The sequence below is a fragment of the Mucilaginibacter lutimaris genome, from assembly GCF_042676625.1.
GTDB lineage: Bacteria > Bacteroidota > Bacteroidia > Sphingobacteriales > Sphingobacteriaceae > Mucilaginibacter > Mucilaginibacter lutimaris.
Genome location: NZ_JBHTIA010000009.1, coordinates 411,329 through 434,448, shown reverse-complemented (window position 1 = coordinate 434,448; position 23,120 = coordinate 411,329). Strand labels below are relative to the sequence as shown.

Here is a 23,120-nt window from a genome sequence, read left to right as displayed (position 1 = left end):
ATGGGATTAATATTTTTAGTGGGGTTTATGGGCTGTGGTAAAACATCCTGGGGCCGCAAGCTCGCGGCAGGTACAGGCTACGATTTTATTGACCTTGATCACACGCTCGAAGCCAAAGTTGGCTCTACCGTAGCCCAATACTTTGCCGCGCACGGCGAAGAATCGTTCCGCAAGCTGGAGTCTGAAATATTAAAAACAACAAATTATCCCGAAAATACCGTAGTATCAACGGGTGGCGGGCTTCCCTGTTTTTTTGACAATATGGATTGGATGAACAGTAACGGGCAAACGGTTTACATCCGGCTTTCGCCCAAGGCATTAGGTAACCGTTTAGAGAATGCCAAGACCCCGCGCCCTGTACTGCAAGGCAAAAAAGGAGATGAACTTGTTGAATTTATTGAACATAAATTAGCTGAACGCGAAGGTTACTACCTAAAGGCAACCCATACCATTAGCGGGATGGATATGAGTGTAGAGAAGTTGGTAGGGGTATTGGGGATCTAAAAAAATGTCATTGCGAGCGATAGCGCGGCAATCTCAGCTTGCCCGCTTGCAAATCAATCATACCATTCAAGGCTTAAATCTTTCCAATCAGGATTTTCTGCAATAATTAGAGTGCTTTGTAATTATATAAACGTAGTAGTGATGCATTTTCATTTAACTGCATGTTGGTGACTTGTCCTATGAGATTGCCACGCTATCGCTCGCAATGACATAGAGGAACAATCGGCGCTTTTCTATCTCAAATAAACAGCATCTTCCTGGCCGTCAACGTCAATAACAACATCAACGTGTTCTTTTATTACAGTAGATAACGCTACACCTGCATAATCTGTAGTTACGGGGAAGTTTTTGTGATTACGGTCGATCAGTACGACTGTACGCAGCTTTTTCAGCGGCACATCCAAAAAAACGCCAAACCCATACGCCAAAGTTTTGCCACTGTTTAGTACGTCATCTACCAAAACTATAACCTTATCATGGCATTCCTGCACATCAAAGTTTGTTTTTGCATGCAACTGGCTGCTTTGCTTATCAAGCTCAATAGTTAATAAACGGCTTGTAAAGGGGGCTATTTTATCTAACACAATTTTCAGCCTTTGCGCTACGTGGTTACCACGCGGAAGGATACCCGCTATCAGGACCTCTTTCTCATCAAAATTATCTTCTAATATCTGGTAAGCAATACGATCTATCTTTTGCTGTATTTGCTGCTGGTTTAATATCAGGATCTTTTTATCAGGCATGGAGAAAGTGTTGAGATTTTTTAAGGTTGCAACGTTGTAAAGTTAAACCACTTTTTCGATATATAAAGACAGAGTAACGTTTAAACATTACAACTTTCAAACGTTCCAACGGCCTTAACTTTTCACGTACGGATAATACACAAAATTCGCTCCTTCGGGTACTACCACAAACAGGCACATAAAATCGTTGGGGTTTTTGTAGGTATTTAGGAAACGTTCCTTAAGCTCGGGTTTGATGATGCCGCGCTCTACAAATTCTTCTATAGTTGACGCATGTATGCTCCATTCGGTATTTAGCTCCACCCTGTCGAGTATCAGTTCGCCTAATTTAATTTCATGCTGGTGAGCGATAAATATGGGGTGTAATGATAAGCCTTCGACCATTATCTCAACCGCCACCTCGCGAATTGACTCATTATAGAATTTCAGGTCGCGCTCTAAACTAATCAGCGGGCTATCTTTTTTTGGCTGTTCTTTTCCCCCGGTTCTTTCATTTAATAATTCTTCGGCATCCATCTTTGTAGTATTATATTATTCTTCGGGTGGTGTTTGTGGTTTGGTGGTTTTTGCATTAAACCTTGGCTTAAACCCAACTTTGGGTGCAGCTACAGGCTCTTCGGCAGCAGGCTTTTCCGGTTCTTCGGGCTTAGCCTGTGCAACCGGCTGTTCGACGGCTTCTTCCTGGTTTTCGGCAGATTTAGGCGCTACCATCTTCATATTAAAGCGCGGCTTAAAGCCAGGCTTAGCTGGCGCAGCTTCAGCATTAGTAGGTTTATCTTGGGCAACCTCGTTAGCTTCCCCTTTTTCTTCAGCAGGCTTTGGCGCCATTGCCTTCATATTAAACCGGGGTTTAAAGCCCGGTTTTGGCGTTGTGCTTTCTGCTGCAGGTGCTGATCCTGTATTTTCCGTCGCCTGTTCGGGTTCCGGCTCCTTTTCAAACTCCTTTGTTTGAGGGCCATCTCCTTTGGTCATCTTTATATTAAAGCGCGGTTTAAAACCGGGCTTCGGTGTTGCTGGCTCAGTTTTAGCATCCTCGTCGGTTATGCGCGGCGTGCTGTCGGCAATATCTTGCATTGCAGCTTTTTCTTGCCGGAAGTTTGGATCCTGATCCTTATCGGTGGCTGCCTGGTTAACTTCGGGTGTTGATGTTGCACTCTCGCTAAATGGCAGATCTTTTATATCGCTTGTTGTTGTTGTTGTGGGTTTAGCTGCCATCCCTGGTTTAAACCTTGGCTTAAAGCCGGCAGTTGGCGCAGGGATAGTATCTGTAAGCGTTTCAACAATGGTTTGTTCGGCCAATTGGTTTTCCTGGTGTACTTTCTCAGATTTCGGCCCCGGAACAAGATGATATAGTAACCTTAATTTATTAAACCAGTATTTTTTGGTATGGTCGAAGCTTTTTTCGCCCATCTGGGCAAAATGTTTTTCAAATTCGGCAAATAGCCCCGGCTCTGCCGCCTTTAGGGCAACCAGGTCTATCCGCTTCTTTTTAAAAAACTCTTCAAAAGTCATTTTTACTTCAGATGTAATAGCCAAGAATCAAGATACAAGAGTTAGATCTTGATTCCTGGCTCTTGATTCTATATTCTATAACGCTACATCAATATCCAGCGCATTAAAATGAATGCCTGTTGCGGTTTGTTTCCAGTCTTCGCGTTCCTCGTCGGTAGCGCTCATCAATTTGGGAAACCACTCTAACGGGAATGCCTGTTGTTTACCATCTGCACGTTCCACAAAAAGCAAACCATTAGCAAAGGTCAGCTTAACTTTTTTTTCTTGCTTGCTTGATGAGAATAGTGGCATATACTGAATTTGAAAATTGGTTGAATTGAAAATTTGAAAATGATTAGCGATCTTCAAATCACTTGATTTCAAATCTTCAATTAATTATTCCGCCATGTTATGATAAACGGCCTGTACGTCATCATCCTCCTCTAAACGGTCGATGATCTTGAAAACGTCTACAGACTGTTCCTCTGTTACTGATGTTGTTGACTGTGCAACACGCTCCAGCTTAGCAGATTTGGTTTCTATACCCAGTTCTTCCAATGCTTTCTGCATCTTACCAAAATCTTCATAGGCGGTATGCAGTACAGCAATATCGTTACCTTCTTCGTCGGCCTCTACAAAAAGGTCTTCTAACCCGGCATCTATTAATTCAAACTCCAGCTCTTCCAGGTCGCGGTCTCCCGGGTCAAAAGTAAATACAGATTTACGGCTGAAAATAAAATCGAGCGAACCTGTTTTACCTAATGTACCGCCATATTTGGTAAAATAACTGCGTACGTTGGCAACGGTACGGTTAAGGTTATCGGTAGCTGTTTCTACCAATATAGCTACACCATGCTGCGCGTAACCTTCGTAAACTATCTCTTCGTAATCTTTCTCATCGCGGCTTGTAGCGCGTTTTATAGCAGCTTCTACCCTGTCTTTAGGCATATTAACTGCTTTGGCGTTTTGCACTGCGGTACGCAGGCGAGAGTTGGTTGTAGGGTCGCCGCCGCCGGCTTTAACCGCCATAACAATTTCTTTACCCAAGCGTGTAAACTGCACGGCCATTTTGGCCCAACGCTTAAACTTTCTCTCTTTACGGAATTCGAATGCTCTTCCCATATTACTTAGTTCATAGTTGATGGTTCATAGTTCATAGCATCACTACTATGTGCACCATCGGCCTTACAGGCAAATTTGTTAAATATAGTAGTTTCTTTTAAATAATCTTTTTCAGGTTGGTTAGCATATCCTCGGTTATCTTAGCCAGGTCGTAATCTAACTGCCAGCCCCAATCCTGCTGGGCCTGTGTGTCGTCTATAGATTTTGGCCAGCTATCGGCAATGGCCTGGCGCGGGTCATTATCTGCGTAGGTCATTTCAAAACTGGGAATGTGTTTTTTAATTTCTTCGGCCAGTTGCTCTGGTGTGAAACTTATACCAGCAAGGTTGTAGCTCGAGCGGATGCTCAGGTTCTCTGCAGGGGCATCCATCAAATTAATGGTAGCACGAATAGCATCATCCATATACATCATTGGCAATGCGGTTTGCGCCGACAGGAAACCCCGGTACTTACCATGCTTTAACGCTTCATGGAAAATATGCACAGCATAATCTGTTGTGCCGCCTCCCGGGTTTGCGCGCCAGCCAATAAGGCCCGGGTAACGGATGCTGCGCACATCAACGCCATATTTTTCAAAGTAATACTCGCACCAGCGCTCGCCGGCAAGTTTACTAAAGCCATAAACCGTATTAGGGTCCATTACGCAATACTGTGGTGTATTATGCTGCGGCGAGTGTGGCCCAAAAACAGCTATTGAACTTGGCCAGAAAATTTTTGATGTTTTAAACTCAACAGCAAAATCAAGCACGTAAAGTAACCCGGTCATATTAAGGTCCCAGGCCATTTTGGGTTTTTGTTCGCCTACGGCAGACAGGATGGCCGCCAGTAAATAAACTTGTGTGGGGCGATGTTTATCAAATAAATGGTGCAGGTTATCCTTATCAAGCACATTGGCAAATTCAAAGGGGCCGCTATTGCGCAACGCGTAGTTTGGGCTATTTATATCAGATGCGATGACGTTTTCGGCACCGTGTATTTTTCTTAAAGCAGTTACCAGTTCGGTACCTATTTGGCCATTGGCGCCAATCACTAAAATCTTTTCGCTCATGCAGTCACAGGTTTGGCTACAAAGGTAAATTTTTTTGTCTGAACAAGAATTTGTCTGAAACCGAATTGATGGAATTTTACCGTATTATTTCGGCTAAAAATAAGGGATAGTCTAAAAATTCATCCAATTTTCAATATCTAAGTTCAGATATTTTGCATACTAAAAAGGTAGACTTTCGGCAAAAAATCGCATATTTGGAGTTTAGTTAACAAACACATATAATTCAAAAACAAAAAATGAAAGTCGCAGTAGTAGGTGCCACCGGGCTGGTAGGCACTAAAATGTTGCAGGTTTTGGCCGAACGCAACTTCCCCGTTACAGAATTAATTCCCGTAGCATCCTCTAAAAGTATTGGTAAAGAAATTACTTTTAAGGGTAGGCAATTTAAGGTGGTTTCTGTTGAGGATGCGATAAAGCAAAAGCCGGACGTTGCGCTTTTTAGCGCCGGCGGCAGCACTTCATTAGAGCAGGCACCCCTATTTGCCGAAGCAGGTATTACTGTTATTGATAATTCATCGGCTTGGCGTATGGACCCAACTAAGAAACTGGTTGTGCCCGAAGTTAACGCGGATGTTTTAACCGCTGATGACAAGATTATAGCTAACCCAAATTGCTCAACCATACAAATGGTAGTGGCCCTAAAGCCACTGCACGATCATTATAAAATTAAACGCGTTGTAGTGTCAACCTACCAGTCGGTAACAGGTACCGGCGTAAAAGCGGTTGACCAACTATTTAACGAACGGAAAGGTATTGACGGACCAAAAGTTTACCCTTACACCATAGATCTTAACGTAATCCCTCAGATAGATGTATTTACCGAGAACGGCTACACCAAAGAGGAAATGAAAATGATACTGGAGACCAAAAAAATTATGGGCGATGATAGTATTAAAGTTACCGCCACTACTGTGCGCATCCCGGTTATGGGCGGCCACTCAGAGTCGGTGAATATTGAGTTTTTGCATGATTTTGACCTGAGCGAAGTACGCACCTTGCTATCAAACTCGCCTGGTATTGTTGTGGTTGATGATACTGCTAACCTTAAATACCCAATGCCGCTTGATGCGCACGATAAGGACGAAGTATTTGTAGGCCGCCTACGCCGTGATGAAACGCAGGATAACACCCTTAACTGCTGGATAGTATCAGACAACCTGCGCAAGGGCGCTGCAACCAATGCCGTACAAATTGCTGAGTATTTGGCTGCCAAGAATTTGATCGGGCAAGGTATAGAAGCGTAATTAGAGATTAGATACTGGTGATTAGAGATTAGGTTCTTACACCGCGGTAGTAATTATAATGCAAGAGGGATAATCCGATGATTACCCCTCTTTTTTTATCTCAACTTTCGTAAAACTAAAAATTTAGCCACTTGTAGTTAATATACATCAATGTATAATCTATAAAAAACTACAGTTATGGCTGATTTAAGTAATAAAAAAGTAGCGATACTTACCGAAGAAGGATTTGAGCAGGTTGAATTAACCAGCCCTAAAGAAGCATTGGAAGCCGCGGGTGCAACCGTGCATATCATTTCACCAAAAAGCGGCAAAATAAAGGCATGGGATAAAACAGATTGGGGCATCGAGATAGATGTAGACAAAGCATTAAGCGATGCCAACCCCGATGATTATGACGCGCTGGTGCTGCCGGGAGGTGTACTAAACCCCGATAAGTTGCGCCAGAATAAGGATGCAGTAGCCTTTGCCTCTGCTTTTTTAGACGAGGGTAAACCCCTGGCCGCTATTTGCCACGGCCCACAGCTACTGATAGAGACCGGTATGCTTAGTGGCCGCCGTATTACTTCTTACCCATCCCTGCAAACCGACCTGAAGAATGCCGGTGCCGATTGGGTTGACGAAGAAGTAGTAACCGATAACGGCTTAGTTACGAGCCGCACCCCTGCCGACCTTGAAGCTTTTAACAGAAAGACGATAGAAGAAATTAGCGAGGGAGTACACGCGTAAACCCATGCAGAGGAAACAATTAATATCGAACACCAAATTGTGAATTTCGAACGCTGGGGTTTTACTTCATCAATCAAGGTTTGGGGTTGGGTGTTCGATATTTTTTATTCCGGCTTAAAGGCTTACCCCGTTTTAGTTATCTTTACCGCATGCCTCAAAAAAAAGCTGTAATTATTGGCGCCGGTGTGGCGGGCATTGCAACAGCTATACGTTTAGCGGTTAAGGGTTACGCAGTTGAGGTTTACGAATCTAACAGCTATCCGGGCGGTAAACTTTCTGAATTTGAGCAAGATGGCTACCGGTTCGACGCCGGACCAAGCTTATTTACCATGCCACAATATGTTGATGAGTTATTTAAACTTGCCGGGAAGAGCCCTGCCGATTATTTCGGCTACCAAAAATTAGATATTGTTTGCAATTACTTTTACGACGACGGCACCCGCTTGAGCGCGTACGCCGATACTGAGAAGTTCGCCCGAGAAATTGAAAGTAAAACCGGCGAACCAGCTAAAAACGTGATCAGTCACCTGGCCAAAAGCAGCGACATCTATAGCATTACCAACCATGTTTTTTTAGAAAGATCATTACACCGGTTAAAAACCTACCTGCGTTGGGATACCCTCCTGTCAATAGTTAGATTTCCTAAAATAGACCCATTCAGGACCATGCACAAGGCAAATTCCTCGGGGTTTAAAGACGCGCGCGTGGTGCAGTTCTTTAATCGATACGCTACCTACAATGGCTCTGACCCTTACCAGGCTCCGGCTACTTTAAATGTAATACCACACCTCGAGCACCATTTTGGCGCTTACTTTCCGCATGATGGCATGTATAGCATCACTAAAAGCCTTGTAAAACTGGCAGAGGAGTTGGGTGTTAAATTTAATTACAACTATAAGGCAGATGAAATAGTAGTTATTAACAATGCGGCAAAGGGCATACGCGCCAAAGGGCAGAATATTTTAGCCGATGTAGTAGTATCTAATATGGATATTTGGTTTACCTACCAACGCCTGCTTGGCAAGTACCCTAAACTACACCCACAAAAAATATTGAACCAGGAACGCAGCAGTTCGGCACTGATATTTTATTGGGGAGTAAAGAAGCAGTTTCCCGAGCTTGATCTGCATAATATATTCTTCAGTGCAGATTACAAAGCCGAATTTGAACACATCTGGAAACATCAGGATATTTACCGTGACCCGACCGTTTACCTCAATATCAGCTCCAAATATAAAACAGATGACGCGCCTGCAGGCTGCGAAAATTGGTTTGTGATGATCAACGTACCTGCCAATAACGGCCAGGATTGGGATAAACTGATCGCAGATGCACGAAAAAATATCGTTTACAAACTCTCTAAAATTTTAGGTGAAGAAATTAGTGCCTTAATCGTATCTGAAAGCATCCTTGACCCACGCAGCATCGAAAGTAAAACGTCATCGTACAAGGGCTCTATCTATGGTACCAGTTCAAACAACCAGTTCGCCGCATTTTTAAGGCATGCCAATAAATCATCAAAAGTCAAGGGACTATATTTTTGCGGCGGAAGTGTACACCCCGGCGGTGGAATACCGCTTTGCCTACTATCTGCGAAGATTACGGCTGATCTTATAAGTTAATTACACTTACTATACTGACGCTCGGGTTTTCCGCCATTCCTTATTCTACCCCCTGCCCCGTTTAACTAACCATTCCCGCCAAAGCTTCTATCCATTTAGGTGAATCATTAAGGCTTTCTACCAGTTGCACATGCTCGCCGCCAAGGGCCTTAAACTCATCGCCATATTCATGGGTCACTTCAAAAACAGTCTCCAGGCAGTCGGCAACAAATGCGGGGCAAAATACCAGCAGGCGCTTTTTGCCTTCTTTAGCCAATTGGGCTATTACTTCGCTTGTATAAGGCTGAACCCATGGGTCGCTGCCCAGGCGTGATTGAAAGCACACCGTATATTTATCTTTCGGCAAATTCATTTTGCCGGCTATTAGTCGGGCGGTATCATATGATTGTGCGGAGTAGCACAATTTGTTGGTATCATTCAGCGTATTGCAGCAGCCATCCACCTGCAGGCAATAACTATTAGTATGATCGCATTTTTTTAGCTGGCGTTGTGGCAGACCATGAAAACTGAAGAGGATATGATCGTAAGTATCCGGGTTGTACTTTTGAGCGTTATCTGCAAAAGTTTCTATCATCAGTTCGTTATCATGAAACGAGTTCAGAAATGATATGGTTGGGATGGTTTGCCAGCCTTTTACCAGTTCCATTATTTTTTCCTGTACCGAGCCGGTACTTGCCGATGCATATTGCGGGAATAATGGTATTACCTGTATGTCACTTATTAAGGCATCCTTCAACCGCTGCAAGGCAGCCTCGATTGACGGGCTTTGGTACCGCATGGCCAGCTCAACTACATAACCATCGCCAAGGCGTTGCTGCAAGGCTGCCTGCTGTAATAAACTGTAGTGCAGTAAAGGCGAGCCTGTCTCTTTATCCCAAATGGCCTGGTAAAGCTTGGCGGACTTTGGAGCCCTGAATGGCACAATAATACCTTTCACCAACACCGTACGCAGGGCGGGGTTAATATCTATTACACGCCCATCCATCAAAAACTCGTTTAAATACTTACGTACATCCGCTGTCGACGGACTATCCGGTGTACCTAAGTTTACCAGTAAAACTCCCTTTTTTGCCATAATTTATAGGGTGCAAATGTAATAAAAAACGCCCTAACCATTTGTGACGCTAATCATTATTGCAAAATGATGATACCGTACATTAGATTATTGCGCCTCTCCTTTTGGTGGCTGCGGTGTGGTCCATAATTTCCACCAGGGTACCCACGGTTCTTCGTGGTGTTCGTAATGGTATCCAAAAAAATAGCAGCTAAAAAATGCCAGGAAATGATTGCGTTGTAAACTGCGCGATTGATGTTTATTATCATGCTCGCCTTTATGAGGCAAGTATGTGCCAAAGTAAAATAGTTGTAGCGTGCTCATTAATGATGGTACAACCCAAAACAGCAAAAGGTTAGGCTGCGGGAGCCAGATCTTAAGCAGGTTAAAAATAATGGCCATCACCACAATTTGCCAGATAGATAGATAATTGCGTATAAACTGCACGTACCATCTAAAAAATGTCCCGTTATGGTAATCCGGGTCGGCGTCGGTATGTACGTGGTTGTGGTGCTGGTGGTGCTTGGTGTATAGTTTGGGATACCAGAACGACGCGTAAAAAAATGTGCAAACAAAGCCTACGGCATTATTTATTATTTTATTGGGTGCAATGGTGCCGTGCATGGCATCGTGCGCTGTAATAAAAAGGCCCGTGTAAAGGTGCGTCTGCACTAATATCATCAGGTACATCAGCGGGTTTTTAAAATCAAGCTGCCATTGCATCAGCATAACTGTGGATGTTATCCAGCTACCCAACAACAGCAAGGCAATAAATAAACCCGTATATGATGGTGATCTTTGCAAGACGATAGCCCCTCCTCCACATAGGAGGCTTTAATTAACATTAATAGCTTTCCAGTTCGGCCTTTACCTGTTGCATCAGCCACATGGGGGTTGATGTTGCGCCTGCTATGCCCACTGTATCGCCCGGGGCAAACATGTTAGGGTTCAGCTCACTGATTGATGATACAAAGTAGGTATTGGGGTTATGCTTACGGCAAACTTCGTAAAGCACTTTTCCGTTTGATGATTTTTTGCCCGATACGAACACTATCTTATTAAATTTAACCGCAAAAGCGGGCAGATCCTTATCGCGGTTACTCACCTGCCTGCAAATGGTATCATTGGCTTTAACCTCGTACCCGCGCGATAGTAATTGCTCTTTTACGCTGTAAAACTTATCCATGCTTTTGGTGGTCTGGCTATACAGGGTAAAACTGGCCGGCAACTCGGCATCTTCCAATTCAATGATGTCTTGAAAAACCAGGGCATCGCCATTGGTTTGCCCCTGCAGGCCCACAACTTCTGCATGGCCATGTTTACCAAATATCAGTATCTTCTCGTTGTTATCGTACGATGTTTTTATGCGGTTTTGTAGCTTTAAAACTACCGGGCACGATGCATCAATAAGCGTAATATTATTCTCGAGCGCTATTTTGTAAGTTTCGGGCGCTTCGCCATGCGCGCGGATCAACACTTTTTCGTTCCTAAGATTTACCAGTTCATCATGCTCAATAATGCGCAGGCCCATGGCTTTTAACCGTTCTACCTCTTCGTCGTTGTGTACAATGTCGCCAAGGCAGTACAGGTAACCATCTTCGGCCAAAATTTCTTCGGCCATATCAATGGCGTAAACCACCCCAAAGCAAAAGCCGGAGTCCTGGTCTATAGTAACTTGTAAATTATGTTCGCCCATATTACATTGCAAAAATACTAAATTCTAAACGCTAAATTCTAAATTTAGATATATAGGTTAAGGTAAAAGCTTGCTAATTGTTTATAACGCCCCAACTAAATTTAACACGCCAAAAAACACAAACTCCGTAAGCAGCAATATCACAGCTGCAATGCCCTGCTTTTTAAAACGGAACAATTCAAAAATATTCAGCATTACCGCGCTTACAAAAAACCAGCAGACGTAATTTTTTAGCGGAATGCCGGGACTGTTCCAATGCCAGTAGTTAAATTTTATGGCAATTGGTTCTATCAAAACATCAAGTAAAACCAGCAACCCAGCACCTGCTATAACTCTAAAAAAAGCGCTTTTTAAGCGGCTGCGCTGCATAGCCACACCTGTAGCATAAATAAGCAGGAACCAGTTTACGCCTATCATGAGCGGAATGCTTGATAATTTTAGCCCAAGCGTGCTGTCGTACGCGTAGTTTCCAAAAAGCCAGCCTGTGTGTACGCCTACCCATTCGGCCAAAAAGCCAAGCCAAAATATAAGTAATATAAATATCCCGAAACTACTGTTCAGCTTATGGTGACTTAATACTATTATACCAAACATCAGCAGCAAATGAAACGGCACAATCTGTAAAAATAATTCCTTGGTTACCGCTAACGATAAGCCCACCAGCCCCACCAAATGAAACAGGATGATAATACCTATGGCTATGCGCGGCGGGATGGTCATATTTTGCGCCCTTTCCATACAGTGGTTTTGGTTAGGTGCTTTTGTATGGATGTTATACCAATTAACAGCAGGCTAAGCATCTGTACAGGATGTAAAAATAAGTTGATCAATGCATTTTGTCCCGACAGAAATGATATCATAATACGTGACAACAAGATGAGGCCTACCATAAGGCTAATTAAGGGCAAACTGCCGGTGCCTAAAATGAATAACGGGCCGCCTATAAGCATTAACAGGTATATCAGGAAAATTGGGATGCTGTAATTAAATGCAGCCATAAAGTTTTTGCTAAAGCCATCCAATGCTTCCGTGTATCCTTTATACATCCTACAGGTGATCATCCCGTTTGCCAGCAGGCCTTCGCCATTAAAACCGTAGGCCTTTATGGTCTTCATGATCTCCACATCTTCAACCACTTTATTTTTCACCAGCTTATGCCATTGGTTTTGATGATATGCCGGCGCGTCAAACATCATAAATTGCCCGCTTGCAGCGGCCACAGAAGCGCGCTTTTTAACCAGGTAAATAAGCCTCAGCGGTAAAAGGTTAATTAACACAAAATGCATTAAGGGCACTACAGAGAGTTCGCCAAGCGTTACCATTTCCTGGTTGGTAAACAAGCTTAAGAGGCCAAGTCCCCTTAAGTGCATGCGATGGACTGCGCTGTTTATTAAATCTCTGTTAATTTTCTCATCGGCATCTAAAAAAAGCAGGTAACGCCCTTTTGCCTGCTGCGCTAACTGATGGCATGCGTAATTTTTACCTATCCAGCCTGGTGGCAAAGGTTGGCCTTTAATTACACTAAATTTGGGGTGCGTTTCGGCAAAATTCTGGCAAATATTATAGGTATCATCGGTAGAATCGTCATCAAGTATTATAACTTCATAAGTGTTGTAATTTTGATCGTTAATGGATTCAAGTAGTGATAGAATATTGTCCTGCTCGTTACGGGCAGGTATTAATATAGATACCAAATCGGAATACCGGGTAGCTATATGCGGTAACTTAGGGTTAGATATAAAGTTAAACAGGGTAACTGTAAAGCGCAGTATAAGAAAAAAAAATACGACTGATATTGCTATAACCACTGTTTAAATAATGTTTTGGACTTGAGAAAGTTTTGAAAAATTGTAATGTTGCTGATAAACATTTTGAGCGGTATTGCCGTCGTTAAGCATGTTTACACCCTTTAAATAAACGTTAGCCATGGGCCTTTTATGTTGCAGGTTCTCAATAAATGTTGCTGCAAGTACGGTTTGGAATTGCCCATAAGCCTTCTCCATAATGCGCGATAAGCCTTTCTCAAAATTCACCTCGTTAATGAAATTTGAATATAACCTGCCCTGCGGAAATACCAGCACCAGATTCTCAGGGTCATTAAGTAATTGCGCGGCATACTCTAATGAGGCAAGCATATCCCGCGAATTTTTACTCACCGAAAAAGCTCCCACATATTTAAAAAAAGAAACCTTTTTTACCGTTTCCTCTATCACCATTACATGGAAGCGCTTTTTTAAAATTCTTTGATTAACGTAATACATTAAAAAACCATCCCACCAGCTAAAGTGATTAGCCAGTAAAAGCACCGATCTGTTTTTATCCACTTCTATCGCATTAAACTTCACCTCGTGGAAATTTCCCCTCACTATCCGCAGGATGTAGTTATGGAAGAACCAGTTAATAAGGGCGTTTTTTTGCGGATATATCATAATTAATGCTCCACATCTATTTGTGCCTTTAAAGCGTGTTGATGAAAGGTATTTATCCGGTTTGTAAGTTCCTCAAATGAAACTTCGCCCGCTACACCACAGTCATACAGGTGAAAAAAAACCGATGGTTTAAGGCTTTCAAAATAATCTATCAAAGCGCAATTGTACACAATTTGGCAGGGGCCTTTTATGTTCTTAATAAGGCGTTCGATGCCCTTTTCTACCTTAATTTCTGTGGTGTGGTTAGAAATAAGTTCGCCCTGAGGGAAAACTACCACTAGGTTTTCGGGGTTATTTAACAGCCCTGCCGCGTACTGTAACGACTTTATCATTTCGCGCGATGAACGATTGATAGAAAACCCTCCAAAAAGGTTTAGCAGCATACGTTTTTGCAGGTGGTCTTCCTGCATCATAATATACAGGTGCCTGTTCAGGTGCCAATAAGCCAGGTAATTGCCCCAGAGGCCATCCCACCAGCTAAAATGGTTACAAAGTAGCAATACCGAATGACCGGGTTTAGGTGTAAAGGGAGTTACTACCAGCCGGTTAAAGGCTTTACGCATACGGTAGCGCATATATATGGCAAACCAGTTACTAAAAAGTTTTACTCGGCGGGCAGGTATCATTAAGGTAAATTTACTAAATACTCATCCAATTGTTTGGTAACCAGCCAATGCCCCATGTTAACTTCATATACCTCGGCATTTGGTAGTTTGTCAATAAAAGGCTGCGCCGCTTTCATCGGGAACAAATTATCATACTTACCAAATATAAGCCTGCATTTAATATTGTACTTATTAATCAACTGTACGATCTTGGTGGTATCGGGCTTCAACAAACGGATGAGGTTTAGGGTATAATAAACATCCTGCCGTTTTTGTTCGGTATCAATTTCATTATAGGCTATCTGGTATAGGCTTTCATCAATAAACTTTATTTTTTTTAGGCTTTTAAGCAGCGTTGGTGCCAGCCACTTACTTTTGGTAACGTGCTTAAACAGGTATTTACCTATGGGCCTATGTGTTAAAAAATGAAACCCTTTATAAACTGATAAGCCATCGGGCGCCATTAGTATCATGGTATCTATCAAGTCGGCATATTCTTCTACTAATATCAGCGCTATATTGGCCCCAATAGAATATCCCAGTACCGAAAAGCGTTGTCGCCCGTGCTGCTTAAACCACTCGTCCATATAGGCCTTTACAATTGGTTTAGGCATGCCGGCTATGATCTGCTGCTCTGTCCAGCCGTTAAGTTTACTTTCGCCATGAAAAAAGTGATCAAAACCGTAAACGTGATACTCTTTAAGGATAGATCTTTCGAGCACGTGGAATTGCCTCCCCGTCATGCCGTAACCATGAAAAGCCAGCAGGGGTTTATTACCTGTGCCGTATTCATGATAATGCTTCTTACCTAAGCCGGGAATATCTAAAAAGCCCATAGCGGCAATATTAAGAAATACTCTTTTAATAAGTATGCCATCCTATACAAACATTGGATGACATTCATGAATTTCAATGCCTCTCTTTTAAATAAGTTATTATTGCCTCCGTGGCCCCCACATTTTGTTCCACGTAATTTTTAGCTATCACGGCGGCGGCATACCTGGCAGCACCATCATTCATTAATGAACCGGCAACCCTGTTTAATTCGTCCTGCGAGTTGATGCTGAACCCGGCTTTGAGCTCAACCAGATCTCTAGCTTCTTTAAACTTATCATACTTAGGGCCAAAAATAACCGGCATGCCAAATGCCGCAGCCTCTAAAGTGTTATGAATGCCAGAGCCGAAGCCCCCTCCTATGTAAGCAATGTCTGCGTATTGATAAAGCGACGAAAGCATCCCAATATTATCGATAATTAGACATGAGATTTGAGACGTGAGATTTGAGATTTGGGAAAACCTTAATGTGGTTTCTTTTGGTAAGATGTTTACCAATCCGTCGATTTTGTTCTCCCCAATTTCATGCGGGGCTATAATGAATTTCCAGTGGGGATGCTCTTTTATTAAGTCGGGCAGAAGAGCTTCATCCTGTGGCCAGGTACTGCCGGCAATAAATAGGGGTTGCCCGTTTTTAAACTCTGCTACGTACTTTAGTGATCTTGGCTGTTGGGCGTTTGCCCATACCCTGTCAAAGCGGGTATCGCCGCTGATGGTTACATTGGTAATACCTGCATCATGCAATAAATGTTTGGATGATATGTCCTGCACAAAATACCAGGTAACCATTTTAAGCATTTTACGGTGCAGGCCGCCATACCATTTAAAAAAAACCTGCCCCGGCCTAAATATGCCCGATATGATGTATAGGGGTATATGTCTACCGTGCAACTCGTTAAAAAAATGATACCAGTATTCGTACTTGGTAAAAATAGCCATCACCGGATTGATGGCGCCAATAAATTTGCGGGCATTCCCTGCCGTATCGAGGGGTAAATAATACACAGCATCGGCCAAAGTTGTGGTCTTACGCGGCTCATAGCCCGAAGGCGAAAAAAAAGTTATTACAATTTTATGTTGAGGATAGCCGGCTTTTACAGCTTCTAAAACAGGCCGCCCCTGTTCAAATTCGCCCAATGAGGCAAAATGAAACCAGATGCTCGATTCTAACTGTTGCACTTGCTGGTGTTTACGGCCATTTATCCACAGTTTGGCTTTATTTTTATAAAGTGAAACTATATACACAAGTGTGTAGTATAAGTTAATGCCGATGTTGTATAGTAGAAGCATTTTTTAGTTGTGAATACCTATCTTCGTTCGGCATAAAAGTAATAACATTAATAACAAAAAGTATTTATGAAAATAGCTGTTGTTGGAACAGGTTATGTTGGCCTGGTAACAGGTACATGTTTAGCAGAAACGGGCAACCAGGTTACCTGTGTGGATATTAACGAGCAAAAAGTAAAAATGATGCAGGAAGGCCAGCTCCCAATTTACGAGCCCGGTCTGGAATTGCTTTTTCACCGTAATATCAGCCAGAAAAGGCTATTATTTACCAATAACCTGGCCGACGCAATTGCCGACGCGCAAATTATTTTCCTGGCATTGCCAACCCCTCCGGGTGGTGATGGCTCTGCCGACCTAAGCTACGTTTTGGGCGCGGCTAAAGACATTGCCAAATTGGTTACCGACTACAAAGTTATCGTAACAAAATCTACCGTACCTGTTGGCACGGCTGATAAGGTTACCGCGGTAATGAACGAAAACACCAATGTTGAATTTGCTGTGGTATCAAACCCCGAGTTTTTACGCGAAGGTGTAGCCGTTGAAGACTTTATGAAACCCGACCGCGTGGTTGTTGGTACTACCGACGAGCGTGCACGCAAATTAATGGCCGAGCTTTATGCCCCATACGTACGCCAGGGTAACCCGGTAATTTTTATGGACGAGCGCTCATCTGAATTAACTAAATACGCTGCCAACTCTTTCCTGGCTACCAAAATATCTTTTATGAACGAAGTTGCCAACCTTTGCGAATTGGTTGGCGCCGATGTTGATATGGTGCGCCGAGGTATTGGTGCCGATAACCGTATTGGTAACCGCTTCCTGTTTTCGGGTATAGGTTACGGCGGCAGCTGTTTCCCTAAAGATGTACAGGCTTTGGCGAAGTCTGCCGAAGAGAACGCGTACGACTTTAAGATCCTTAACTCTGTAATGGAGGTTAACGAGATCCAGAAAAAAGTACTGGTTCAAAAACTTAAAAAATATTACAACGGCGACCTTAAAGGCAAAAAATTTGCCATGTGGGGGCTGGCCTTTAAACCGGAGACTGACGATATACGCGAAGCGCCGGCCTTGTATATTATTGACGAATTATTAAAAGAGGGCGCTACCGTAAGCGTGTTCGACCCTGAAGGCATGAAAAACGTGAAAGCGCTTTTGGGCGATAAAATAACCTACGGTGCCGATGCTTACGAAATTTTAGATGATGCTGACGCCTTATTGATCGTTACCGAATGGTCGGCGTTCCGCACACCAGATTTTGACCAGATCAGCGGTCGCTTAAAAAACAAGGTTATATTTGACGGCCGTAACCTTTACGACCTGCAAAAAATGATTGACCTTGGTTTTTATTATAACAGTATCGGCAGAAAAATTATTAGCTAATGGCCCAACGTAAAAGAATATTAATAACCGGCGCGGCCGGGTTTTTAGGCTCGCACCTGTGCGACAGGTTTATTAAGGAAGATTACCATGTAATTGGCATGGATAACCTTATCACCGGCGACCTGCGTAATATTGAACATTTGTTTAACCTGGAAAACTTTGAGTTTTATAACCACGATGTTTCCAAATTTGTACATGTACCCGGCAACCTGCAATACATCCTGCACTTCGCATCGCCTGCAAGCCCGATAGATTATTTGAAGATCCCTATCCAAACCTTAAAGGTTGGATCGTTAGGTACGCATAACCTGTTAGGCCTGGCACGTAGCAAAGGCGCAAGGATGCTTATAGCTTCAACATCCGAAGTATACGGCGACCCGAACGTTAACCCGCAGCCCGAAGAATACTGGGGTAATGTTAACCCTGTTGGCCCACGCGGAGTTTATGACGAGGCAAAGCGTTTTCAGGAGGCTATTACCATGGCTTACCACACCTTCCACGGGTTAGAAACACGCATTGTGCGCATTTTTAATACCTATGGCCCGCGTATGCGCCTTAATGATGGCCGTGTGTTGCCTGCCTTTATTGGCCAGGCCCTGCGTGGCGAACCGCTAACCATGTTTGGCGATGGCTCGCAAACCCGCTCGTTTTGCTATGTGGATGATTTGATTGAAGGCATTTACCGTTTGCTGCACAGCGATTACGCCCAGCCGATGAATATTGGTAACCCCGACGAAATTACCATCCGTGAGTTTGGCGAGGAGATAATTAAATTAACAGGCACCAACCAGGAAATGATTAGCCTGCCCCTACCTACAGACGACCCAAAACAGCGCCGCCCGGATATTACCAAGGCACGCTCCATTTTGGGCTGGGAGCCAAAAATATCGCGCAGTGAAGGGTTAAAGATCACCTATGAATATTTTAAATCGCTGCCAGAGAAAGAAATACTGCACAAAGATTTCACGTACTTCAATAAACAATAGTATTTTCGGCATTTCATAGGGCGTGTACGCTAAGTACGCGCCTAACCTTAAATCTATTAATATTTAACCCTATGAAAATTTTAGTAACGGGCGGCTTAGGTTTTATTGGCACCCACACCGTTGTTGAGTTAGTTAACGCAGGTTACGACCCCATCATCATCGACGACCTATCAAACTCCAATATTAAAATGCTCGACCAATTGGCCCGCATTATTGGATACAAGCCCGCCTTTTACCAATTTAATTTATGTAATGAAGCCGATGTAAAAGATTTCGCGGCCAAAAACCCCGATATTGCCGGCATCATCCACTTCGCTGCCTCAAAGGCGGTTGGCGAATCGGTAGAGAACCCTTTAAAATATTATTACAACAACTTCTTTTCGCTTATAAACCTGCTTAACGCTTACAACGGCAAAGCATTAAACTTTGTGTTTTCGTCAAGCTGTACAGTTTATGGCCAGCCGGATGTTTTACCTGTAACCGAAGACGCGCCGGTTAAACCTGCCGAATCTCCATACGGTAACACAAAGCAAATTGCCGAAGAGATATTAAAAGATATGGTAGCCGCAGGCAGCAAATATAAAGTTATTGCCTTACGTTATTTTAACCCGGTTGGCGCGCATGATAGCGCTTTAATTGGCGAACTGCCGAATGGCGTACCTCAAAACCTGGTGCCATTCATCACCCAAACAGCCATTGGCAAGCGCGAAAAGATCACCGTATTTGGCGATAAGTATAACACCCCTGATGGTAGCTGCATCCGCGATTACATACACGTGGTAGATCTGGCGAAAGCACACGTTGCCGCGCTGAAATTAATGGAGAAAGAAAACTTTACAGGATATGATGTGTTCAACATCGGTACCGGCAACGGCTCCACCGTTTTAGAAGTGATACATGCTTTTGAAGACGCTACCGGGGTAAAACTAAACTACCAGATAGGCGCCCCCCGTAGCGGCGATATCGAAAAGGTTTGGGGCAACGTTACCAAGTCTACCGAAAAACTAAACTGGACGGCAGAACTTAACCTAAGCACCATGATGGCATCGGCATGGGCATGGGAAAAATATATTGCCGAGAACCCATTATAATAAACAGCACTATGAAAAAGATAATTATTACAGGTGGTGCCGGTTTCATTGGGTCGCACGTGGTGCGCCGCTTTGTGACCAACTATCCTGATTATTCGATTATCAACCTGGATAAACTTACCTACGCGGGTAACCTGGCTAATCTTAAAGATATCGAGGACCAACCTAACTATCGTTTTGTAAAAGGCGATATTGTGGACCTTGAGTTTATAAACAACCTGTTTGAAACTGAACAGCCCGATGCTGTGATCCATTTGGCGGCAGAGTCGCACGTGGACCGGTCTATTACCAATCCCCTGGAATTTGTAATGACCAATGTTGTAGGCACGGTAAATTTGCTTAATGCCGCCAAAAACCTTTGGAAAGGCCAGTATGATAAAAAACGTTTCTACCATGTATCAACCGATGAGGTTTACGGTACCCTGGGCGATACGGATATGTTTACCGAACAAACCGCTTACGATCCGCATTCGCCCTACTCGGCGTCTAAAGCAAGTTCGGACCATTTTGTGCGTGCTTATTATGATACCTACGGCTTAGGCACTGTAATTTCTAACTGCTCAAACAACTATGGTTCATATCACTTCCCCGAGAAACTGATCCCGCTTGCCATTAATAACATTAAGCAAAACAAACCTGTGCCCGTATATGGCAAAGGCGAGAACGTGCGCGACTGGCTATGGGTTGAAGACCATGCAAGGGCCATTGATGTAATTTTTCATAAAGCAGCCGCGGGCACTACCTATAATATTGGCGGCCATAACGAGTGGAAAAACATTGACCTTATTAAACTGTTGTGTACCATACTGGATAAAAAACTGGGGCGTGCAGCAGGCGAATCGGCAAAATTGATCACCTACGTAACCGACCGCGCCGGGCACGATCTGAGATACGCGATAGATGCCACCAAGCTTAAAAATGAGTTAGGCTGGGAACCATCCATTACGTTTGAAGTTGGCCTGGAGAAAACGGTTGATTGGTACCTTGCCAACGAGCAATGGCTAAACGATGTTACCAGCGGCCATTACCAGGACTATTACGACAGCCAGTACACCAACCGCTAAAAAATGTTCGGATTATTTAAGAAGAAGGAAGTTAAACGAGTTGTAAATTTCGATTACAGCAGTATTGTAACAGATATGCATTCGCACGTATTGCCCGGCATTGATGATGGCGCGCAAAATGTGGAAGAATCAATTTTCCTTATCAAAAAAATGATGTCGCTGGGCATCAAGAAAGTTATTGCCACACCCCACGTTATGATAGATTACTACCGTAACGACGAAAACAGCATTGGCAATGCACTGGCCTTACTTAAAGCAGAATTAACAGCCCAGAATATTGACATTGATATATGTGCCGCAGCCGAACATTACTTTGACGAAACCTTTGAGAAGCGTATTGACGACGGTAAGGTTTTTACCATGGGCGATAACTACGTATTATTTGAACTATCATTTGTAAACCCGCCGCCTAATGTTATCCCTGTTATTCAAAAACTGAAAGACAAGGGCTACAAGCCTATACTTGCCCACCCGGAAAGATATGGTTATATGGATATTGAACAAATGAAAAACATCCGTAGCTGGGGCTGCGATCTGCAATTAAATACCATTTCGCTGGCAGGTTATTACGGCAAGCACAGTAAAAAAATTGCCGAAGAGATGATAGATAATGAAATGGTTGATTTTATATCGAGCGACATGCACCACCCCCGCCACGCCGCCGCGTTCGAGAATGTGCTGAGTATGCCCTATCTTGAAAAAATATTGTTTGACTATCCGCTGAAGAATGTGATGCTGTAGATAGAGACTGGAGATACGTTAATTAGAGATTAGGCTGGTCAAGTCTGAAAAAATAAAAGGCTTAGGCACATACCTAAGCCTTTCTCATTGTCATTAATTTTTATCAGGACATTTTTTCTAATTAACTAATCTCTAATCACCAATCTCCAACTTACTCATACCTCAACGCCTCTACCGGGTCAAGTTTGGATGCTTTTTTGGCAGGATAAAATCCAGATGAAAGGCCTATTACAGTACATAGTACTAATGCCCAAAACAGCCAAAACCATGGCACTATAAATGTACCGCTAATTTGTACGGCAATAAGGTTACCTATAGCCATCCCTAATATTATACCCAAAATACCGCCAATAAGGCAAATAACAATAGCCTCAATTAAAAACTGTTTACGTATTACTGACGGTGTCGCACCGATAGCTTTGCGTAAACCAATTTCGCGGGTACGCTCGGTTACCGATACCAGCATAATGTTCATTAAACCTATAGCCGCCCCTATAAGGGTAATAGCGCCAATAGCAAAGCCCGCCGCTGTAATACCCGCCAGCTGACCGGATAACTCCTGCTGTATGGAGTCGCTGCGCGAGATCTCAAAGTTGTCTGGCTGGCCTATATGGATACCGCGTATATTTCGCATTAAGGATGTGGCCTCGCCAATGCTGGCATCAAGCACATCGGGGCTGTTTACGTTAACGGTTATGGCGTATGATAGCTTTCTGGACGTATCAACCATCTGCCTTGCTTTGGCAAGCGGAACAACACAAAATTTATCGCCCCCAAAGCTATTGCTGCCCTTTGGGGCTACTACGCCAATAATGCGCATTTTATTACTACCAAGCAGTATATTTTTATTGATTGGGTCTTCGTTTTTAAACAGTTTGGTTTTCACCTCGTCGCCCACAATAACCACATTTGCGCCGTGCTCCAATTCAGACGACGAAAAGTTACGGCCCAGGGCCAGTTTATGACCTTTAATGGCCAAATAGTTATCGTTGCTCCCTGTAACCGAAATATTGGGGTTTGATTTGATGCTGTTATACTTGGCAATTGCAGTACCTGTAACGCTAAGGTCTACACTTATTCTTGACGGTAATTTGTACAGCTTACTAAACCTTTCGGCTTCGGCATAGGTGATGGACGGATACATTTTACGGTGGCCGCCGTTACCAAAGCTAATACCGCTACCACGGTTTTGCAGGGTAAAGGAGTTGGCGCCAAGCCCGGCGAAAGCATCATTGGTAAACTGCTTAACACCTTCAATAGCCGTTAAGATACCTACCAGGGCCATAATGCCTATGGCAATAATTAAAGCAGTAAGCGATGTGCGCAACCTGTTACCACTAATGGATTGCAACGCGATAGCTATATTCTCTCTGTAGGTGGTTTTTACCGGCATGCCTTAAATATAAAAAAACTCGGCTGTATGACTATGAGATGTAGGCGTTTGTTACAGCTA

25 protein-coding genes are annotated in these 23,120 nt (G+C 43.4%); 9 read left to right on the top strand and 16 right to left on the bottom strand.

The features are described from left to right. Positions 1-504, top strand: coding sequence for a shikimate kinase (locus ACFQZI_RS14610; protein WP_377143675.1), 504 nt, complete (start codon positions 1-3; stop codon positions 502-504). 233 nt (positions 505-737) lie between these two features. Here the strand turns inward: ACFQZI_RS14610 and ACFQZI_RS14605 are convergent, their stop codons facing one another. The 6 genes from ACFQZI_RS14605 to ACFQZI_RS14580 form a co-directional block, all read right to left on the bottom strand. Next, complete coding sequence (locus tag ACFQZI_RS14605) at positions 738-1,247, bottom strand: phosphoribosyltransferase family protein (RefSeq protein ID WP_377143674.1); 510 nt, start codon at positions 1,245-1,247, stop codon at positions 738-740. 114 nt (positions 1,248-1,361) lie between these two features. Then, on the bottom strand, positions 1,362-1,763 hold the full coding sequence (locus tag ACFQZI_RS14600; protein ID WP_377143672.1) for a hypothetical protein: 402 nt from the start codon (positions 1,761-1,763) through the stop codon (positions 1,362-1,364). Between the two features lie 15 nt (positions 1,764-1,778). After that, positions 1,779-2,783: a hypothetical protein gene (locus tag ACFQZI_RS14595; RefSeq protein WP_377143670.1), complete on the bottom strand. Its 1,005-nt coding sequence runs from the start codon at positions 2,781-2,783 to the stop codon at positions 1,779-1,781. Between the two features lie 51 nt (positions 2,784-2,834). Further along, positions 2,835-3,050: a DUF2442 domain-containing protein gene (locus tag ACFQZI_RS14590; protein ID WP_377143668.1), complete on the bottom strand. Its 216-nt coding sequence runs from the start codon at positions 3,048-3,050 to the stop codon at positions 2,835-2,837. An 84-nt stretch (positions 3,051-3,134) separates the two neighbouring features. After that, positions 3,135-3,860 (bottom strand): YebC/PmpR family DNA-binding transcriptional regulator, encoded by a 726-nt coding sequence (locus ACFQZI_RS14585; RefSeq protein ID WP_377143666.1) that lies wholly within the window; start codon positions 3,858-3,860, stop codon positions 3,135-3,137. Between the two features lie 97 nt (positions 3,861-3,957). Next, the gene (locus ACFQZI_RS14580; RefSeq protein WP_377143665.1) at positions 3,958-4,908 is read right to left on the bottom strand and encodes an NAD-dependent epimerase/dehydratase family protein; all 951 of its coding nucleotides are present in this window, start codon (positions 4,906-4,908) and stop codon (positions 3,958-3,960) included. A gap of 236 nt (positions 4,909-5,144) precedes the next feature. Here ACFQZI_RS14580 and ACFQZI_RS14575 point away from each other — a divergent pair, with 236 nt between their 5' ends. The 3 genes from ACFQZI_RS14575 to crtD all read left to right on the top strand — a co-directional run bounded on the left by ACFQZI_RS14575 (position 5,145) and on the right by crtD (position 8,500). Then, positions 5,145-6,152, top strand: a complete 1,008-nt coding sequence (locus tag ACFQZI_RS14575; protein ID WP_377143663.1) for an aspartate-semialdehyde dehydrogenase — start codon at positions 5,145-5,147, stop codon at positions 6,150-6,152. 177 nt (positions 6,153-6,329) lie between these two features. Continuing rightward, a complete protein-coding gene (locus ACFQZI_RS14570; protein WP_377143661.1) occupies positions 6,330-6,878 on the top strand; it encodes a type 1 glutamine amidotransferase domain-containing protein in 549 nt (182 codons plus the stop codon). A 149-nt stretch (positions 6,879-7,027) separates the two neighbouring features. Next, entirely contained in the window at positions 7,028-8,500 is a 1,473-nt protein-coding gene (gene crtD / locus ACFQZI_RS14565) for a 1-hydroxycarotenoid 3,4-desaturase CrtD (RefSeq protein WP_377143659.1), read from the top strand. Between the two features lie 61 nt (positions 8,501-8,561). Here crtD and hemH read toward each other — a convergent pair whose 3' ends face one another. The 9 genes from hemH to ACFQZI_RS14520 all read right to left on the bottom strand — a co-directional run bounded on the left by hemH (position 8,562) and on the right by ACFQZI_RS14520 (position 16,408). After that, positions 8,562-9,575, bottom strand: coding sequence for a ferrochelatase (gene hemH / locus ACFQZI_RS14560; RefSeq protein WP_377143657.1), 1,014 nt, complete (start codon positions 9,573-9,575; stop codon positions 8,562-8,564). Positions 9,576-9,662: 87 nt separating this feature from the next. Further along, positions 9,663-10,358: a fatty acid desaturase gene (locus ACFQZI_RS14555; protein WP_377143656.1), complete on the bottom strand. Its 696-nt coding sequence runs from the start codon at positions 10,356-10,358 to the stop codon at positions 9,663-9,665. Positions 10,359-10,398: 40 nt separating this feature from the next. Next, on the bottom strand, positions 10,399-11,250 hold the full coding sequence (locus ACFQZI_RS14550) for a 4-hydroxy-3-methylbut-2-enyl diphosphate reductase (protein ID WP_377143654.1): 852 nt from the start codon (positions 11,248-11,250) through the stop codon (positions 10,399-10,401). Positions 11,251-11,331: 81 nt separating this feature from the next. Further along, a complete protein-coding gene (locus tag ACFQZI_RS14545; RefSeq protein WP_377143652.1) occupies positions 11,332-11,988 on the bottom strand; it encodes a carotenoid biosynthesis protein in 657 nt (218 codons plus the stop codon). Then, the gene (locus ACFQZI_RS14540) at positions 11,967-13,058 is read right to left on the bottom strand and encodes a glycosyltransferase (protein ID WP_377143650.1); all 1,092 of its coding nucleotides are present in this window, start codon (positions 13,056-13,058) and stop codon (positions 11,967-11,969) included. Before ACFQZI_RS14540 ends, ACFQZI_RS14545 begins: the two co-directional genes overlap by 22 nt. 3 nt (positions 13,059-13,061) lie before the next feature. Continuing rightward, positions 13,062-13,679, bottom strand: coding sequence for a lysophospholipid acyltransferase family protein (locus ACFQZI_RS14535; protein WP_377143648.1), 618 nt, complete (start codon positions 13,677-13,679; stop codon positions 13,062-13,064). 2 nt (positions 13,680-13,681) lie between these two features. After that, positions 13,682-14,305, bottom strand: coding sequence for a lysophospholipid acyltransferase family protein (locus tag ACFQZI_RS14530; protein ID WP_377143646.1), 624 nt, complete (start codon positions 14,303-14,305; stop codon positions 13,682-13,684). Beyond that, the gene (locus ACFQZI_RS14525) at positions 14,305-15,120 is read right to left on the bottom strand and encodes an alpha/beta fold hydrolase (RefSeq protein WP_377143644.1); all 816 of its coding nucleotides are present in this window, start codon (positions 15,118-15,120) and stop codon (positions 14,305-14,307) included. The genes ACFQZI_RS14530 and ACFQZI_RS14525 overlap by 1 nt, the downstream gene beginning before the upstream one ends. Before the next feature lie 73 nt (positions 15,121-15,193). Further along, positions 15,194-16,408: a 3-deoxy-D-manno-octulosonic acid transferase gene (locus ACFQZI_RS14520; protein ID WP_377143642.1), complete on the bottom strand. Its 1,215-nt coding sequence runs from the start codon at positions 16,406-16,408 to the stop codon at positions 15,194-15,196. Between the two features lie 66 nt (positions 16,409-16,474). On the opposite strand from ACFQZI_RS14520, the gene ACFQZI_RS14515 reads away from it, so the two are divergent. The 5 genes from ACFQZI_RS14515 (at position 16,475) to ACFQZI_RS14495 (ending at position 21,667) form a co-directional block, all read left to right on the top strand. Next, a complete protein-coding gene (locus ACFQZI_RS14515; RefSeq protein WP_377143641.1) occupies positions 16,475-17,785 on the top strand; it encodes a UDP-glucose dehydrogenase family protein in 1,311 nt (436 codons plus the stop codon). Further along, complete coding sequence (locus ACFQZI_RS14510) at positions 17,785-18,771, top strand: UDP-glucuronic acid decarboxylase family protein (protein ID WP_377143639.1); 987 nt, start codon at positions 17,785-17,787, stop codon at positions 18,769-18,771. The genes ACFQZI_RS14515 and ACFQZI_RS14510 overlap by 1 nt, the downstream gene beginning before the upstream one ends. Positions 18,772-18,842: 71 nt before the next feature. Continuing rightward, positions 18,843-19,862 carry a UDP-glucose 4-epimerase GalE gene (gene galE, locus ACFQZI_RS14505; protein WP_377143638.1) on the top strand — a complete coding sequence of 340 codons (1,020 nt, stop codon included), beginning with the start codon at positions 18,843-18,845 and terminating at the stop codon, positions 19,860-19,862. A gap of 11 nt (positions 19,863-19,873) precedes the next feature. Then, positions 19,874-20,926 (top strand): dTDP-glucose 4,6-dehydratase, encoded by a 1,053-nt coding sequence (gene rfbB, locus ACFQZI_RS14500; protein ID WP_377143636.1) that lies wholly within the window; start codon positions 19,874-19,876, stop codon positions 20,924-20,926. Positions 20,927-20,929: 3 nt separating this feature from the next. After that, the gene (locus tag ACFQZI_RS14495) at positions 20,930-21,667 is read left to right on the top strand and encodes a tyrosine-protein phosphatase (protein WP_377143634.1); all 738 of its coding nucleotides are present in this window, start codon (positions 20,930-20,932) and stop codon (positions 21,665-21,667) included. Positions 21,668-21,818: 151 nt separating this feature from the next. Here the strand turns inward: ACFQZI_RS14495 and ACFQZI_RS14490 are convergent, their stop codons facing one another. Next, positions 21,819-23,060: an ABC transporter permease gene (locus ACFQZI_RS14490; RefSeq protein WP_377143632.1), complete on the bottom strand. Its 1,242-nt coding sequence runs from the start codon at positions 23,058-23,060 to the stop codon at positions 21,819-21,821. Positions 23,061-23,120 lie beyond the last annotated feature (60 nt).

What these genes read in the sequence shown, in the direction of transcription:
- ACFQZI_RS14515 (WP_377143641.1), top strand. Translation starts at nt 16,475, where the DNA reads ATGAAAATAGCTGTTGTTGGAACAGGTTATGTTGGCCTGGTAACAGGT.
- ACFQZI_RS14550 (WP_377143654.1), bottom strand. Translation starts at nt 11,250, where the DNA reads ATGGGCGAACATAATTTACAAGTTACTATAGACCAGGACTCCGGCTTT.
- ACFQZI_RS14525 (WP_377143644.1), bottom strand. Translation starts at nt 15,120, where the DNA reads ATGGGCTTTTTAGATATTCCCGGCTTAGGTAAGAAGCATTATCATGAA.
- ACFQZI_RS14520 (WP_377143642.1), bottom strand. Translation starts at nt 16,408, where the DNA reads ATGCTTCTACTATACAACATCGGCATTAACTTATACTACACACTTGTG.
- galE (WP_377143638.1), top strand. Translation starts at nt 18,843, where the DNA reads ATGAAAATTTTAGTAACGGGCGGCTTAGGTTTTATTGGCACCCACACC.
- ACFQZI_RS14530 (WP_377143646.1), bottom strand. Translation starts at nt 14,305, where the DNA reads ATGATACCTGCCCGCCGAGTAAAACTTTTTAGTAACTGGTTTGCCATA.
- hemH (WP_377143657.1), bottom strand. Translation starts at nt 9,575, where the DNA reads ATGGCAAAAAAGGGAGTTTTACTGGTAAACTTAGGTACACCGGATAGT.
- ACFQZI_RS14535 (WP_377143648.1), bottom strand. Translation starts at nt 13,679, where the DNA reads ATGATATATCCGCAAAAAAACGCCCTTATTAACTGGTTCTTCCATAAC.
- rfbB (WP_377143636.1), top strand. Translation starts at nt 19,874, where the DNA reads ATGAAAAAGATAATTATTACAGGTGGTGCCGGTTTCATTGGGTCGCAC.
- ACFQZI_RS14545 (WP_377143652.1), bottom strand. Translation starts at nt 11,988, where the DNA reads ATGGAAAGGGCGCAAAATATGACCATCCCGCCGCGCATAGCCATAGGT.
- ACFQZI_RS14600 (WP_377143672.1), bottom strand. Translation starts at nt 1,763, where the DNA reads ATGGATGCCGAAGAATTATTAAATGAAAGAACCGGGGGAAAAGAACAG.
- crtD (WP_377143659.1), top strand. Translation starts at nt 7,028, where the DNA reads ATGCCTCAAAAAAAAGCTGTAATTATTGGCGCCGGTGTGGCGGGCATT.
- ACFQZI_RS14570 (WP_377143661.1), top strand. Translation starts at nt 6,330, where the DNA reads ATGGCTGATTTAAGTAATAAAAAAGTAGCGATACTTACCGAAGAAGGA.
- ACFQZI_RS14490 (WP_377143632.1), bottom strand. Translation starts at nt 23,060, where the DNA reads ATGCCGGTAAAAACCACCTACAGAGAGAATATAGCTATCGCGTTGCAA.
- ACFQZI_RS14510 (WP_377143639.1), top strand. Translation starts at nt 17,785, where the DNA reads ATGGCCCAACGTAAAAGAATATTAATAACCGGCGCGGCCGGGTTTTTA.
- ACFQZI_RS14590 (WP_377143668.1), bottom strand. Translation starts at nt 3,050, where the DNA reads ATGCCACTATTCTCATCAAGCAAGCAAGAAAAAAAAGTTAAGCTGACC.
- ACFQZI_RS14605 (WP_377143674.1), bottom strand. Translation starts at nt 1,247, where the DNA reads ATGCCTGATAAAAAGATCCTGATATTAAACCAGCAGCAAATACAGCAA.
- ACFQZI_RS14585 (WP_377143666.1), bottom strand. Translation starts at nt 3,860, where the DNA reads ATGGGAAGAGCATTCGAATTCCGTAAAGAGAGAAAGTTTAAGCGTTGG.
- ACFQZI_RS14610 (WP_377143675.1), top strand. Translation starts at nt 1, where the DNA reads ATGGGATTAATATTTTTAGTGGGGTTTATGGGCTGTGGTAAAACATCC.
- ACFQZI_RS14495 (WP_377143634.1), top strand. Translation starts at nt 20,930, where the DNA reads ATGTTCGGATTATTTAAGAAGAAGGAAGTTAAACGAGTTGTAAATTTC.
- ACFQZI_RS14580 (WP_377143665.1), bottom strand. Translation starts at nt 4,908, where the DNA reads ATGAGCGAAAAGATTTTAGTGATTGGCGCCAATGGCCAAATAGGTACC.
- ACFQZI_RS14575 (WP_377143663.1), top strand. Translation starts at nt 5,145, where the DNA reads ATGAAAGTCGCAGTAGTAGGTGCCACCGGGCTGGTAGGCACTAAAATG.